This is a genomic window from Pseudomonas sp. R37(2017) (assembly GCF_002113375.1).
Classification (GTDB): domain Bacteria; phylum Pseudomonadota; class Gammaproteobacteria; order Pseudomonadales; family Pseudomonadaceae; genus Aquipseudomonas.
Genome location: NZ_NEHO01000006.1, coordinates 134,272 through 149,562, shown reverse-complemented (window position 1 = coordinate 149,562; position 15,291 = coordinate 134,272). Strand labels below are relative to the sequence as shown.

9 protein-coding genes are annotated in these 15,291 nt (G+C 60.9%); 7 read left to right on the top strand and 2 right to left on the bottom strand.

Annotation, left to right across the window (positions count from 1 at the left end; genetic code table 11):
- Positions 1 to 62 precede the first annotated feature (62 nt).
- On the bottom strand, positions 63 to 4,952 hold the full coding sequence (locus CAG47_RS12640) for an NAD-glutamate dehydrogenase (protein WP_085725189.1): 4,890 nt from the start codon (positions 4,950 to 4,952) through the stop codon (positions 63 to 65).
- A 603-nt stretch (positions 4,953 to 5,555) separates the two neighbouring features.
- Positions 5,556 to 7,391: a S8 family serine peptidase gene (locus tag CAG47_RS12635; protein WP_158091312.1), complete on the bottom strand. Its 1,836-nt coding sequence runs from the start codon at positions 7,389 to 7,391 to the stop codon at positions 5,556 to 5,558.
- A gap of 333 nt (positions 7,392 to 7,724) precedes the next feature.
- Between CAG47_RS12635 and CAG47_RS12630 the strand changes: the two genes are divergently transcribed.
- From CAG47_RS12630 to CAG47_RS12600, 7 genes are all read left to right on the top strand, one after another.
- Entirely contained in the window at positions 7,725 to 8,078 is a 354-nt protein-coding gene (locus CAG47_RS12630; protein ID WP_085725187.1) for a hypothetical protein, read from the top strand.
- A 306-nt stretch (positions 8,079 to 8,384) separates the two neighbouring features.
- Positions 8,385 to 9,344, top strand: a complete 960-nt coding sequence (locus tag CAG47_RS12625; RefSeq protein WP_085725186.1) for a MoxR family ATPase — start codon at positions 8,385 to 8,387, stop codon at positions 9,342 to 9,344.
- A gap of 5 nt (positions 9,345 to 9,349) precedes the next feature.
- Complete coding sequence (locus CAG47_RS12620) at positions 9,350 to 10,294, top strand: DUF58 domain-containing protein (protein ID WP_085725185.1); 945 nt, start codon at positions 9,350 to 9,352, stop codon at positions 10,292 to 10,294.
- Entirely contained in the window at positions 10,291 to 10,785 is a 495-nt protein-coding gene (locus CAG47_RS12615) for a DUF4381 domain-containing protein (protein ID WP_085725184.1), read from the top strand. Before CAG47_RS12620 ends, CAG47_RS12615 begins: the two co-directional genes overlap by 4 nt.
- Positions 10,778 to 11,860 carry a VWA domain-containing protein gene (locus CAG47_RS12610; protein ID WP_085725183.1) on the top strand — a complete coding sequence of 361 codons (1,083 nt, stop codon included), beginning with the start codon at positions 10,778 to 10,780 and terminating at the stop codon, positions 11,858 to 11,860. Before CAG47_RS12615 ends, CAG47_RS12610 begins: the two co-directional genes overlap by 8 nt.
- Complete coding sequence (locus tag CAG47_RS12605) at positions 11,857 to 13,590, top strand: tetratricopeptide repeat protein (protein ID WP_085725182.1); 1,734 nt, start codon at positions 11,857 to 11,859, stop codon at positions 13,588 to 13,590. The genes CAG47_RS12610 and CAG47_RS12605 overlap by 4 nt, the downstream gene beginning before the upstream one ends.
- On the top strand, positions 13,587 to 15,236 hold the full coding sequence (locus CAG47_RS12600) for a BatD family protein (RefSeq protein ID WP_085725181.1): 1,650 nt from the start codon (positions 13,587 to 13,589) through the stop codon (positions 15,234 to 15,236). Before CAG47_RS12605 ends, CAG47_RS12600 begins: the two co-directional genes overlap by 4 nt.
- The last annotated feature ends 55 nt before the right edge of the window (positions 15,237 to 15,291 follow it).

Genomic DNA, 15,291 nt, shown 5'->3' with positions numbered 1-15,291 from the left:
AAAAACCTGCGGCAAAAAAAACCCGCATCTCTCGATGCGGGTTTTTTTCATTCAACGCCTGATCAGGCCGCCGGTTCCAGCTCGGCGGCGACAGCGGCAGGCACTACTGCCTGACCGCTCAACGCCAGGTCCAGCAGTTCGCGGTTGGCCACCGCGTACATGGCGTAGTCAGTGCCGCTGGCGGCACGGATTTCCACCAGCATGGCGCGCCAGCGTTCGATCATGCTCTCGTGCTGCGTCATCCAGGACGCCAGGCGAGCTTCCACGGAGCCTTCGCCCCGCTGCAGGACCGAGATGGTGATCGCACGTTGCTGCCAATCCACATCATCGCGGAACGCTTCACGGGCCAGGGCCTGCCAGTTGTTTTCAACCGGCAAGGCACTGATCTGTTGCAGGTACCAGGTGATGTCCAGCTTTTCGCCCACTGCGAAGTAAGCCTTGGCGACTTCAGCCGGATCCTGGCCGGTCACATCGGACGCCTCGATGACAGGCAGCAGGGTGTACAGGTGCGACGTACCCGCCACCATGCGTGCCAGCAGCTCAGGCACACCGGCCTGGACGTAAGCCTGATAACGCTTCTGCCAGCCTTCACGGGTCGGACCTTCCAGCAGCTCGTCGAGCTTCAGCCCCAGATCCTTGAGGTGCGGACCGAAGTGAGCGACGTCCCGGGCAGCGTTCTGCTCGTTGCGACGGGTACGCAGGAACCAGCGCGTGGCACGACGGCCCAGGCGCATCAGCTCGTCCATCATCTCCAGCTGCACGTCGGCAGAAACCTTGTAGTCCAGGGCTTCGATCTGGCGGAACCAGTGAGGGAGATGGAAGATATCCCGCACGATCACATAGGCGCCGGCCACGTTCGCCGGGGTCATGCCGGTCGACTCTTTGAGTCGTTGAACGAAGGTGATGCCCATGTGGTTGACCAGATCGTTGGCGATCTGGGTGCTGACGATTTCGCGCTTCAGACGGTGACGACGCATGGCCGCGGAGAACTTGCTCACCAGGGTTGGCGGGAAAGCGGTTTCCATGTCGCGGGTCAGGTAGTCGTCGTCCGGCACCAGGGAGCCCAGCAGTTGCTCCTTGAGGTCGATCTTGCTGTACGAAATCAGCACCGACAGCTCGGCACGGGTCAGGCCATGGCCTGCCGCGACGCGCTCGTTGAGGGCTTCTTCGGCCGGCAGGAACTCGATGGCGCGATCCAGCTTGCCGCGACCTTCCAGATCGTTCATCAGGCGCTTGTACTCGGCAATCCGCGGCAACGCGCGGCGGGCCGCCAGGGACAGGGCCTGAGTCTGCTTGTAGTTGTTGCCCAGTACCAGACCACCGACTTCGTCGGTCATGCTCGCCAGCAACTGGTTGCGTTGCTTGTCGGTCATGTCGCCGGCCTGAACCACTTCGTTCAGCAGGATCTTGATGTTCACTTCGTGGTCGGAGCAGTCCACGCCACCGGCGTTGTCGATGAAGTCGGTGTTGGAACCGCCGCCATTGAGGCCGAATTCGACGCGACCCAGCTGGGTCATGCCCAGGTTACCGCCCTCGCCCACGACTTTGCAGCGCAGCTCGTTGCCGTTCACGCGCAGTGCATCGTTGGCCTTGTCGCCGACATCGGCGTGGCTTTCAGTGCTGGCCTTGACGTAGGTACCGATACCGCCGTTCCACAGCAGATCCACCGGCGCCTTGAGCAAGGCGTTCAGCAGTTCGGTCGGGGTCAGCTTGTCGGCCTCGATGTCGAAGCGCTCTTTCATCTGATCGGAAATCGCGATGCTCTTCGCGCTGCGCGAGAAGATACCGCCGCCTTCGGACATGATGCTGGTGTCGTAGTCCGACCAGGCCGAACGCGGCAGGTCGAACAGGCGCTGACGCTCGGCGAAGCTCGATGCCGGCTCAGGATTCGGGTCGATGAAGATGTGCAGGTGGTTGAAGGCTGCGACCAGTTGCAGCTTGTCGGACATCAGCAAGCCGTTACCGAACACGTCACCGGCCATGTCGCCGACACCGACCACGGTGATGCTGTCTTCCTGGACATTGATGCCGCGCTCGCGGAAGTGGCGCTGTACGCCAACCCACGCGCCCTTGGCGGTGATGCCCATTTTCTTGTGGTCGTAACCGGCCGAACCGCCGGACGCAAACGCGTCGCCCAGCCAGAAGCCGTAGTCGATGGCGATGCCGTTGGCGATGTCGGAGAAGGTCGCAGTGCCCTTGTCCGCCGCCACGACCAGGTACGGGTCATCGTCGTCATGGCGCACGACGTTGGCCGGTGGCACCAGGGCGCCGTCCTTCAGGTTGTCGGTGATGTCCAGCAGGCCGGAAATGAAAATGCGGTAGCAGGCGATGCCCTCGGCCGCGATCTCGTCACGGCTGCCGCCCAGCGGCAGGCGACGCGGCAGGAAGCCGCCCTTCGCACCCACCGGCACGATCACCGAGTTCTTCACTTGCTGGGCTTTCACCAGGCCCAGGACTTCGGTACGGAAGTCTTCTTCACGGTCGGACCAGCGCAGGCCGCCACGCGCCACGTTGCCGAAGCGCAGGTGCACACCTTCGACGCGCGGCGAGTACACGAAGATTTCGAACTTCGGTACTGGCTTGGGCAGCTCAGGAATCAAGTGCGGGTTGAACTTGAAGCTGAAGTACGACTTGTTATGGCCGTTGGCATCGGTCTGGTAGAAGTTGGTCCGCAGGGTGGCCTTGATCAGGTCCAGGTAGCGACGCAGGATGCGGTCTTCGTTGAGCACCTGAACGTCGTCCAGGGCGCTGTGAATCGCGTGTTCCAGGCGTTGCTGCTTGTCTTCCAGATCGTCGCCGGACAGCTTGCGCGCCAGGTAGAAACGGGTCTTGAACAACCGGGTCAGCTCGCGAGCGATGTCGGTGTGGTTGTTCAGGGTGCTGGCGATGTAGCCCAGGTCGAAGCCCAGACGAACCTGCTTCATGTAGCGGGCATAGGCACGCAGCAGTGCCACGTCGCGCCATGGCAGGCCGGCAGTCAGCACCAGGCGGTTGAACGCGTCGTTCTCGGCTTCGCCACGCACGATGTGGACAAAGGCGTCCTGCAGCGTGTCGTTGAGTTGCTGGATGTCGAGTTCCAGGCCTTCGCCGGCAGTGAACGCGAAATCGTGAATCCAGAACTCGCGACCGCTGTTGTGGCGCAGGCGGTACGGGAACTCACCCAGCACGCGCAGGCCGAGGTTTTCCAGGATCGGAAGGACGTCGGACAACGCCAGCGGGGTATCGGCGTGGTACAGCTTGCAGTGCAGCATGCGCTGGCCGGAAACCTGGCCCAGCGGCTGGTAGAAGCTCATCACCAGCGGATTTTTTTCGTTCAGGCTAAGCAGGTGCTGCATGTCGACCACAGCCGAGTGGGCTGCGAAACGCTCGCGGTAACCGGCCGGGAAGCCTTTCGGGAAGTCGGCCAGCACGTTGGTGCCGTGGGCTTCGCCGAAGCTTTCGACGGTCAGGGTGGCGTAGTCGTCCTGCCAGCTGCGGCAGGCTTGCACCACTTCTTTTTCCAGCAGCAGCGGATCGATGTCGATGCGGTTTTTCGGGTCGACGCGCAGGATCAGTTGCACGCGGGCCAGCACGGACTCGGAGAAGAAGGTCCAGAATTCGCAATCGGTCGCTTTCAGGCGGTCCATCAGCACTTGCTGGATCTTCTGGCGCACTTCGGTGGAGTAGATGTCACGCGGCACGTAGGCCAGGCAGTAGCAGAAGCGGCCGTACGGGTCCTTGCGCAGGAACACGCGAATCTTGTTGCGTTCCTGGATCTGCACGATCGACATCACGGTGCTGAACAGCTCGTCCACCGGGGTCTGGAACAGATCGTCGCGCGGCAGCACTTCGAGCACCTGCGCCAGTTCCTTGCCCAGGTGAGCCTTGGCCTGGAAGCCGGAACGGCGTTCGATTTCCTCGACCTTGCGGCGGATGTACGGGATCACCCGCACGCTCTCGCCATACACCGACGAGGTGTACAGGCCCATGAAACGGCATTCCTTGATGACCTTGCCGTTGGCATCGATTTCGCGGATCGATACGTAGTCCGGGTAAGCCGGACGATGCACACGGCTTGGGTGCGCGGCCTTGGCGAACGACAGCAGGGTCGGTTCGCGCAGGTAGTTCACGGCGTAGTCTTCGATGCGCAGGTCATCGTAGGTCAGGCCGGCACGCAGCAGCTTGGTCAGGCCAAGGAAGGACTCCTTGTCGTAGACGATGTGGCCGCCGTCGGCCTCATCGCTGACCACGAACTCTTCGTAGCCGAGGAAGGTGAAGTGGTTGCCCACCAGCCATTCCAGGAAGCCTTTGATTTCGCTCTTCTCGTCGGCGTCGACGGCGAACTGGCTGTTGTCCAGCTTGGTCAGGATGTCCTGGACCTTGGCTTTCATCGGCTCGAAATCACCCACGGCAACGCGGACTTCACCGAGCACCTGCTCCAGCTCCTTGCTCAGCACGTTGAGCTCGGCGGTGTTGGCGCAGCGGTCGATTTCCAGGTACATCAGCGACTCTTGCTGAATGCCTTCACCCTGGGTGCCCTTTGGCAGGATTTCCAGCAACTCGTCCTTGCTGCCACGACGCACGCTCAGCACGGTGGTTTGCAGGGTATGGATGCTGTAGCCGCGGCGGTTCAGCTCGGTACGCACCGAGTCCACCAGGAATGGCAGGTCGTGGTGCAGCACTTCGACCGCGGTGTGGGTCGACTGCCAGCCGTGACGTTCGTAATCGGGGTTGAAGACACGTACTTGCGGTTGCGCGTGATCGAAGCGCTCAAGCAGGCGCCATGCAGAAAGGGTGCAGCCAGCAAGGTCGGACAACCGACGCTGGGTCAGCTCGTCAAGGGAAATGATGCCGAAGAATTGTTCAGCGAACAGCGCCACTTGTGGCAGTGCCTGTTCACTGATGTGCTGCGCCAGTGCCGCTTGCAGTTGGTGCTGGAAGTCGGCTTTGCTGGCTGCGGTGAAGAACGCCATCTGTGGTACTCCGCTTGGGCTTGTTATTGATGAAAGCGTCGCGTGCAAAACCCCTTTCGGGGTGGTCCGTCACCCGGCTCCTGATTCTCGGGCAGAGGAAACAGGGTGACAGGTGGGTGAAGCTGGACGAGACACTCAGGTCACATTCACCTTCCGTGAATGGGCATCTGCAAAAACGACTGGGCCGGGTACAGCGCAATGTCTTTACGGGTGCTCATCCGTTGCGCAGCTTAACGAGTGCGGCAAGGCCCATTCTTGCGGTGCTGCGACATATTCGGTCATCGGCACGCAGCTCAAGGCATGCGCCTCGAACAACACTAGCACTCGCACAGAAAAATGACGGATTTCCATCGGGTTTTGCGGGACATGCGTACCAGAAATGACCAGTAACACTCTGGCCGTTCACGACACGGCCTCGGGCACTCGGATGAGCAGCCTGGGGAGGGAAACAGCATCTGACCGACCGCTTTGGGAGCGGTGGCGAACGATGCAGTGTTTTACGATGAACCGATCAAGCTTGCTGGCGGGGCCGCTGATTGTTTGGCGCTCCCGCCCGTTCAAGATTTCGCCATAGACGACAACGCCTATTCGCCCATTACCTTGTCATGGACAATCAACCCCGAGCTGCCACTCTTTGCCATATGCAGCTGAATGGAGGTCCGGTTGCTTGTCGAGGTTGTAGAAGTTCTGCTTGTATTTCTTGCCCTTGTACGCCACCTCTTCTGCGTAGACTGCATAGACTTTAGCGGCATCCCACGCCGGGACATCACCACACTCGCCCCCACCGACAGGCGCTTTGATCGTGACCTGCTCCGCCAGATTAATGGTATGAGTGCCGTCGGAAACATCTACGGAAAGCGTGCCTGTGGTATCGGCAGTGACTGTTGGCGCTGTGAACGACATCGACTCCGCACTGCCTGCCGGTGGCACAAATCCGGTGGCGGTCCAACGATAAGTCAGTGGCTTGTTTGAGGGCGACTGCGCATAGACATGTGCGCTGAACGTCTCGCCCGATCGTACTTCCCCCGGCAAGGCCAGCCGTCCTGTAGGTGGTTTGTCGGCTCCGTCCGCCAGCATTTTCTTGATGGCGGCATCCATATCGGGCTGAACCCCGATTTCTGTCCGATTGCCATTGATCTGCGGGTAGCCCGTTTCGACAAGGATTTCACGAAGTACTTTCGGTGGAATATTGCCCAGGCCGTTGGCCCGGGCCACACCTTGCATGGAGGCAAGCACCCCCGCAATGATCGGGTTGGCTGACGACGTGCCGCCATACGTATGGGTATAGCCTGTAGTCGGGTTGCTCGCACTCCATGTTGTCGTGGTGACATTAGCCCCCCAACTAAATAGATCGACACGACTTCCATATTCGGAAAAATAAGCTCTGAGGCCGGTCATAGGATCAACGGCACCCGCGTAAATTGCACCCGTATCGTAAAGAGCACGATCAAAATAACCTTTGAAATACGGATGATCCAAATTGATATTGCCATTGGCCGCAGCCAACACTGTATGTACACCCTTCTCCTGGACGAGGTAAGAAATAATGTCGCGCACTGGCCTGAAATACTCCAATGGCATATAGCAATTTGTCGTGCACCCCACTTCCTCAAAAGGCGTGTAATTATAGTGCACACCCAATTGCACCACGTCCCCCTCTTGCACCATCTCCGCCAATTGAAGCAACCTGTCAGAGCCCCACTGCATGTAGCCCAACTTTGCGGACGACGCTATACCGGTAGTACCAAAACCATTTTCCCTTGAAACAATAGTGCCTGCGCTGGCTGTATCGTGGGAGCCGGTTACGGCTCCGACGGTAATTTCCAAATAGGGTTTTGGTAAATCTACATGATCATATGACCAGTGATCTATTTCGACAGAGACCACCTGCATATCCTGGCCCTTTCCCCCCGAAACCTTCCAGGCTTCAACTGCGTTAACGCCACCTATCTTATAGGGCGGGACCACAGTCTGGCCTTGCAGATAATTTTGTCGCCCCGTGTAGTCAGGAATATTCTTGCTCGCGACTTTCTTGACAGGTTTACCATTATCTCCATGCATCCCATCCACACGGGGTTCAAATTGAGCTTCTTCGACCAATGGGTTCTGTTTCAATTGCTGAATCAATGACTCTGCCCGTTTCGTCGTCAGCGCGTGAGTATCAACCATGAAATAACGATTCAAACGATGCCTTTGCAGCGCCTGCTGTTCAGCCTTGGTTTTAGTATCGAAAGCAGGCACTAACGGCCTCATGTTCGGCACAAGGGTTTTGAGTGCCTTTAACGCCTGTTGGCGGTCCGGAATATTTTTCTGGCTATCAGAAATAGTAATTTCTTCTTTCAGCAAAAAAATCAGATGCGAGTAATCTGGCGTAGCCGCGCTCGCTAAAAAAGGCAGCAAAGACAACCAGAAAAGTATAAAGCTTGTCCATTTGCTCATCGGTCTCATACTGACACCCCTGGTTAACACCTTCGGCGTTATCGAACATTCCCACTCGCAATAATTCTGGTTCGAACAGAAAGAAACCCGATCAACACCAAATTGCACGCATTGCAGTTAATGCTTTAAACCAAGGCACGGCCACTGTCAGAAATTACAGTGCCGACGACTGGTCGAGTGTTTCTACAACTTGTAGCCAGTTGAATTTTTCAGGTAGCCAGCCCTCTCGCCGTGACAGCGCAAAATGCTCCCGTGACCGAGCAGAAAACTTAAAAGGCTGGCAAAATCACGTCCTGTTTATCTTCACCACGCCCGCCGAGCCAGGAATTTCCCATGCAAATGAAAACCGCCCTCTTGATCGTCAACCCTTGCGACGACGAGGAAGACAACATGGCCATGCTCTGCTGCCACAGCGACAAGGGCGAAATGTTCCTGATGACCCGCTACCCGGATGAAGACGAACTGGAAATCACCCTTGATAACGAGCCTTCGACCCTGGACGGTGTGAAAGTCACCTTGAGCCCTTCCCTGTTGAAGATCGAAATTGCCGCAGCCGATGCCGATGCGCTGAATGGGGATGATGTGCTGGAAATCACCTTTGACGCCGATATGACAGACCTGGCTGAAGTGGAAGAAACCTTGCAAAACATCCTGAAGGGAACTGGAACCTATATCGGCCAGCTCTGATAGCGTCCGGGCGGGCCTCATCGCGAGCAGGCCGCAAGCGGGCTCCCGCTCCTACAGGGGATCTCCAGCGGGCGCACAACCTGCATCCGGTACTCCCCCAATGTGGGAGCGAGCCTGCTCGCGAAAGCCACTGCAAGAACAGCGCTACTCTCTCGCCCTGTAAAATTCAACCAACTTCCCCCAAACATTCCGCTACATTGCGCAAAATGCCGTTAGTCGGCGCCCCTCGCGATGGATTAAAGTAACGCCCCCGGCCCTGGCGTATTTCGAACGTCCTCGGCCACCCATTTGCAGGAACAGTCATCGATGGAACATCGTGAAGCGCTACTCGCGCTGCGAACCTTTCTCTCCGCTCAGATTCTCGGCCAGGAAAAGCTCATCGAACGCTTGCTCATCGCCCTGCTCGCCGACGGCCACATGCTGGTCGAGGGCGCACCGGGCCTGGCCAAGACCAAGGCCATCAAAGAACTCGCCGAAGGCATCGAAGCTCAGTTCCACCGTATCCAGTTCACCCCCGACCTGTTGCCGGCCGACATTACCGGTACGGAAATCTATCGCCCGGAAACGGGCAGTTTCGTGTTCCAGCAAGGCCCGATCTTCCACAACCTGGTACTGGCCGACGAAATCAACCGCGCCCCGGCCAAGGTACAATCGGCGCTGCTCGAAGCCATGGCCGAGCGCCAGGTCAGTGTCGGGCGCAGCACCTATGAACTGTCGCCCCTGTTTCTGGTGATGGCCACGCAGAACCCGATCGAGCAGGAAGGCACTTACCCGCTGCCCGAAGCCCAACTCGACCGCTTCCTGATGCACGTGAAGATCGGCTTCCCGGACGCCACCGTTGAACGCAAGATCCTGCAACAGGCCCGTGGCGAAGCGCTCAACGGCGAAACCAAGCCCGAGCGCCGGGTCAGTCAGCAAGCCATTTTTGCCGCACGCAAGGAAATCCTCGGCCTGTACATGGCCGACGCCGTGGAGGAATACCTGGTGCAGTTGGTCATGGCCACCCGCGTCCCGGCCAAGTTCGATCCGGAAATGGCCGAGTGGATCGCCTATGGCGCCAGCCCGCGCGGTTCGATCGCCCTGGACCGCTGCGCCCGCGCCCACGCCTGGCTGGCCGGTCGCGACTTCGTCAGCCCTGAAGACATCCAGGCCGTACTGTTCGACGTGCTGCGCCATCGCATCATTCTCTCCTTTGAAGCCGAAGCCGCTGGCATCGATCAGGACCGGGTGGTCCAGCGGATTCTCGACGTCGTAGCTGTCGCTTGACCCCGATGAACGCCAGCCTGCCGCCCGAGCCGGGCATTCGTGTCAGCCTCGCCGAACTGATCGAGATGCGCCATCGCGTGCGCGAAGTGCAGCTGTTTTCCACGCCGAGCCAGCGCAGCCCGCTGATCGGCCTGCACCATTCGAAATTGCGCGGCAGAGGCGTGGACTTCGATCAGGTGCGGGTCTATCAGGCCGGCGACGATGTACGCACCATCGATTGGCGTGTCACCGCGCGGACGCAGGAACCCCACACCAAGCTCTTCCATGAGGAACGCGAGCGACCGATCTTCATCATGGTCGAACAAAGCCGCCGGCTGTTTTTCGGCTCCGGCCTGATGTTCAAGTCGGTACTCGCCGCGCAGGCTGCGAGCCTGATCGGTTGGGCTGCCCTGGGGCACAACGACCGGGTCGGCGGGCTGGTCTATGGCGACAACGAGCACTACGAAATCAAGCCCCGGCGCAGCAAGCAAAGCCTGCTGCAGTTGCTCAACCGGCTGGTGCGGGTCAACCAGTCGCTCAATACCGAGAGCGAACCGGCCCGCGACGCCTTTGGCATTGCCTTGCGCCGTGCCCGGGAAGTGTCCCGCCCGGGTAGCCTGGTGATCGTGATCTGCGACGAACGCGCACTGTCAGACAGTGCCGAGCAACAACTGAGCCTGTTATCGCGCCATTGCGACCTGCTGCTGTTGCCGGTGTCCGACCCACTGGACCACGCCCTGCCCGCCGCGGGCCTTTTACGTTTCGCCGAGCGTGGCGCGCAGTTGGAACTCGACACACTGAATTTCGATCTGCGCCAGACTTACCGGGCCCAGGCCGAAGCACGCATCGCCCGCTGGGAGTTGCTGGCGCAGAAACTACGGGTACTGATGATGCCGTTGAGTACTCAGAGCGAGATGGTCGAGCAATTGCGCGAATACCTGAACCCACAGAATGCGGGGGCAGGTCGATGAGCAGCCTGGATCAACTGCAACCGCTGATCTCCCCGCCACCGGTGGAGTTCTGGCCTCCGGCACCGGGTTGGTGGCTGCTGCTTTTAGTGGTGCCGCTGATCGGTCTGGGCCTGTGGAAGCTGCGTCGTTTTATTCCGAGCAAGCGCCCCGTGGTACGTGCCGAGCAGCCGCTTGACCCGGTGCGCCTTGCCGCCCTGGCGGAGCTGGCGCTGATGCCCAAGCCTTACGATGGCGCACCGGCCGGTGCCTGGCTGCAACAACTCAACGGTTTGCTCAAGCGTTTGTGCCGCAACCACTACCCCTACAGCCAGAGCCATACCCTCAACGGCCGCAAGTGGCTGGCGTTTCTCGACAATCGCTGCCCGGCAGCCGGCCTGACCCGCTGGATGGTGCTGGTCGAAGGCGCCTACAAACCCGAATGCAAACTCGACGACAAGGCCATCGCCGGCCTGACCCAGGCCGTCGACACATGGATTCGCAAGCATGTTTGAATTCGCCTGGCCGTGGATTTTTGCCCTGTTGCCGCTGCCGTGGCTGATGCGCATCATTCTGCCGGTAGCCGACAGTGGTGAACCGGCCCTCAAGGTCAGCTTCCTCAGTGACCTCGAAGGCCTGGCCGGACGTCGCGCCCGGGCCAACTTGCCGGCCTGGCGCCAGCAGGCACCGTTCATTCTGCTGTGGCTGTTGCTGCTGGTCGCGGCGGCGCGTCCGCAGTGGCTCGGCGACCCCTTGCCGATAGCCGCCAGCGGCCGCGATCTGCTGGTGGCGGTGGACGTTTCCGGTTCCATGGATTTCCCTGACATGCAGTGGCAGGACGAAGACGTGAGTCGTCTTTCGCTGGTCCAGCATCTGCTCGGGGACTTTCTCGAAAGTCGCGAAGGTGATCGTGTCGGCCTGATCCTGTTCGGCAGCCAGGCCTATGTGCAGGCACCGCTGACATTCGACCGGCACACCGTGCGCGTCTGGCTCGACGAAGCGCGCATCGGCATCGCCGGCAAAAACACCGCCATCGGCGATGCTATCGGCCTGGCCCTCAAACGCCTGCGTTTGCGTCCGGCCACAAGTCGCGTGCTGATACTGGTGACCGACGGTGCCAACAATGGCGGCGAAATCGACCCGCTCACCGCTGCACGGTTGGCAGCCAGGGAAGGCGTGCGAGTCTACCCGATCGGCATCGGTGCCGATCCGGAGCAAAGTGGCACGGTCGGTTTTCTCGGCGTCAATCCAAGCCTGGACCTGGACGAACCGTCCCTGCGCGCCATTGCCGAGGCCACCGGAGGCCAGTACTTCCGTGCTCACGACGGCAAGGAACTGCAGGCAATCAAGGACACCCTTGATCAACTGGAGCCAGTAGCCCAGCAACCCACCCAGGCCCGCCCGACTCAGGCGTTGTACCACTGGCCACTGGCCCTGGCGCTGTGCTTGAGCATGCTGCTGGTGTCCCCCGTACTCTGGCCGGACAATCCCTTGCAACGCCTGTTTACCAAGGATCTGTTTTTGCAAAACCAACTGCTGCCTGACTGGCGCCAGCGCCTCAAACGCCTGCGCCTGCGGAGGCGTCGATGAGTGCGCTGTGGCCCTACTGGTTCCGTCCCTGGTGGCTGCTGTTGTTGCCGTTGCTGGGCTGGTTGCTTTGGCAACTGTGGCACCGCAAGAAACGCGCCGGGCGCTGGCAGATGATTCTGCCGCCGGCCTTTCACGCGGCACTGCTCAGCGGTGGCAGTGGACGTGACAGCAAATTGCCCTGGGTCGCCCTCGGTCTCGCCTGGCTGTTGACCGTGCTCGCCCTGCTGGGTCCGAGCTGGCAGCGTGTCGAGCAGACCAGTCAAAAGCCCGCCGACCCTCTGGTGGTGATTCTCGAGCTGACCCCGCAAATGCTCGCCACCGACGTCATGCCCAACCGACTGGAACAGGCGCGACGCAAGTTGTTCGATCTGCTGCAGATTCGCAGCGACGCGCAAACCGCCATTGTCGTCTACGCGGGCAGTGCCCATACGCTGGTGCCGCTGTCGGACGATCTTTCCACCAGCCGCAATCTGCTGGATGCACTGAAACCGTCGTTGATGCCAGAGGCCGGTCATCGCGCCGACCTGGCTGTGATCAAGGCCCTGGCGCTGCTCGATCAGGCCGCTCTGGGCGACGGCAGGATCCTGCTGATGGGCTCGTCCCTGACCGAACAGGAACGGCTGGGCATCCGTCACGCGCTGGGCGGCAAATCGACGCAATTCCTGATGCTCGGCATCGGCACCGCCGAAGGCTCGCCCATCACCCAGGAGGACGGCAGTTTCCTCAAGGATGACCAAGGCGCCATTCTCGTGCCGCGCCTCGACGAGCCAGGCTTGAAAAGCTTTGCCAGTGACCTGGATGGACGCTTTCGCCAGGCGCGCCTGGACGATAGTGACCTGCACGCCCTTGGCCTGTTCGACGGCCCACGCAACTTGCGCAACGACGGTCAGACCCTGCGCCTGGACACCTGGGCCGATCAAGGTTATTGGCTGTTGCTGCCCCTGCTGTTGCTCGCGGCCTGCGCGGGACGTCGCGGCTGGCTGCTCTGCCTGCCGCTGCTATTGGCGCTGCCGCAACCGGGCTACGCCTTCGACCTCGCAGACCTGTGGCTGCGCCCTGATCAACAAGGCCTGCACTTGCTCAGACAAAACCGCCCGGCCGAAGCCGCTCGACGTTTCGAAGACCATCAGTGGCAAGGGGTGGCGCTCTATGAAGCAGGAAACTACGCCGGTGCCGCCGAGCGGTTTGCCGAAGGCAACGATGCCCACGCCCACTACAATCGAGGCAATGCCCTGGCCAAAGGCGGTGAGTTGGAGGCCGCCCTGGACGCCTACGAACAGGCTCTGGAGCGGCAACCGGATTTGCGCCCGGCGCTGACCAACAAAGCGCTGGTGGAACGTCTGCTCAAGGAAAAAAACACTCCTCCCCCTGCCGAGCCAGACAAAGCCGCCGACACCCGGCCGCAAGCGCAGGAACCGCCGCCCGGTGCCGCTGCCCAACCCGAGAGCAGCGGCGATCCGAAAACCAGTGAGCAACCGGCCAGGCCGGACCAGGAGCCAGCGCCCACCAAAACGCCAAAACCGGGGACCAACGAAGTACCGGGCAGCGAATTGGGTGACGAACAGCACACTACACCGCCCTTGCGCCCGGCCACCGACAGCATCGAAGGGGAGCAGCGCCAGGCACTGGAACAATGGCTGCGGCAAATACCGGATGACCCTGGCGAATTGCTGCGGCGCAAATTCTGGTACGAACAGCAACAACATCAGGATCAGGAAGAAACACGATGACCCGCTTCACCGTTTTATTGCTCGCGCTGCTGCATGGCCTGTTGTTCTGCACCGCTCAAGCGCAGGCGGCAGAGCTGGTCGCCAGTGTGGACCGCAGTCGCCTGAGTTCGGGCGAGACGGTCGAACTGACCCTGGAATCCACCGATGTCACACAGTTCGGCAAACCTGACCTGACGCCGCTGGAGCCGCTGTTCGAAGTGCGCGGCACGCGCCAGGTCAACCAGTTGAACACCCTCGGCGGGGATAACCAGGCCGCCACGCGCTGGATCGTCACACTCCTGCCGCGGCAAAACGGCAGCGTGGTGATTCCGCCCCTGCAACTGGGCGAACTGCAGAGCCAGCCGATCACCCTGCAAGTGGTCGAGAGCGAAACACCGGACAACCCGAACAAACGCGCCCCGGTGTTCATCGATGCCAGCCTCGATCAAACCAGTGTGTATGTTCAGGCTCAGGCCGTCCTGACCTTGCGCATCTACCATTCGGTGTCGCTGTACGACGACAGCAGCCTGCCACCCTTGCAGATCCCCGATGCGCGCATCGAACAATTGGGCGACTCACGCACCTACGAAAAAGACATCGATGGCGTGCGCCACGGTGTGATCGAAATGCGCTACGCGATCTACCCGCAACACAGTGGCGAACTGATCATTCCGGCGCAGGTCTTCAACGCCGCGCTGGTTGATGCGCAGCCGGCACAGGATGCCGTCCAGGGGCCGAAAACCGGCAAGCTGATGCCTGTCACCTCGAGCGAACTGATGCTGACAGTCAAGGCCAAACCCATTACCTATCCGGCCGACGCGCCCTGGCTGCCTGCGCGCAGCCTGACCCTGAGCGAGAGCTGGAGCCCGGAGCCGGATCACGCCCAGGTCGGCGATTCATTGACCCGCAGCCTGACGGTGCAGGCCGAAGGCTTGTCCAGCAGCCAACTGCCGCCACTGCCCGGCACCGATGTCGGCGGTCTGCGCCGCTACCCGGATCAACCGGTGCTCGGCAACCAGAACAGCGAACGCGGTCTGGTGGGCAGTCGTGAAGACCGCGAGGCTCTGGTGCCGACACGAACCGGCGCCATCGAGTTGCCGACCGTCGACGTGGTCTGGTGGAACACCTTCGAAGACCATCTGGAACACAGCACCCTGCCCGCCCGCACGCTGCATGTGTCGGCCAACCCGAGCCTGGTGGTCGACACCCCGGCCGGTGCCTTGTCGGTCGATACCGGCACCGAAAGCGAAGCACTCTGGCGCTGGAAGCTCAGCACCCTGATTCTCGCCTGCACCACCCTGCTCGGCTTCGGCCTCTGGTGGCGCGGCCGCTGGCAACCGGCGGTGGCGCGTGTCGCGCAAACCGGCCCGAGCCCGCGCACCGTGCTCGACGATCTCAAGCGTGCCTGCCAGGCCAACGATTCCCACGCCACCCGCCAGGCCCTCGACGCCTGGGCCCGGCAGCAACCGGAAACCCTGGCCGACATGGCCGCCCGCTTCGTGCCCCTGTCCGACGCCCTCGACGGCCTGAACGGCGCGCTCTACAGCGAAACCGGCCAACACTGGCAAGGTGACGAACTGTGGCGGGTGATCAAGGCGATTCCGATGGCCGAACGGACTCAGGATCCGGTCGGTGAGAGTGGGTTGCCGCCGCTTTATCCCAAGTAATCAACAAAGCCACGGACGTGCCTCGCACGAACGTGGCTTCTGTATGGAAATTGTC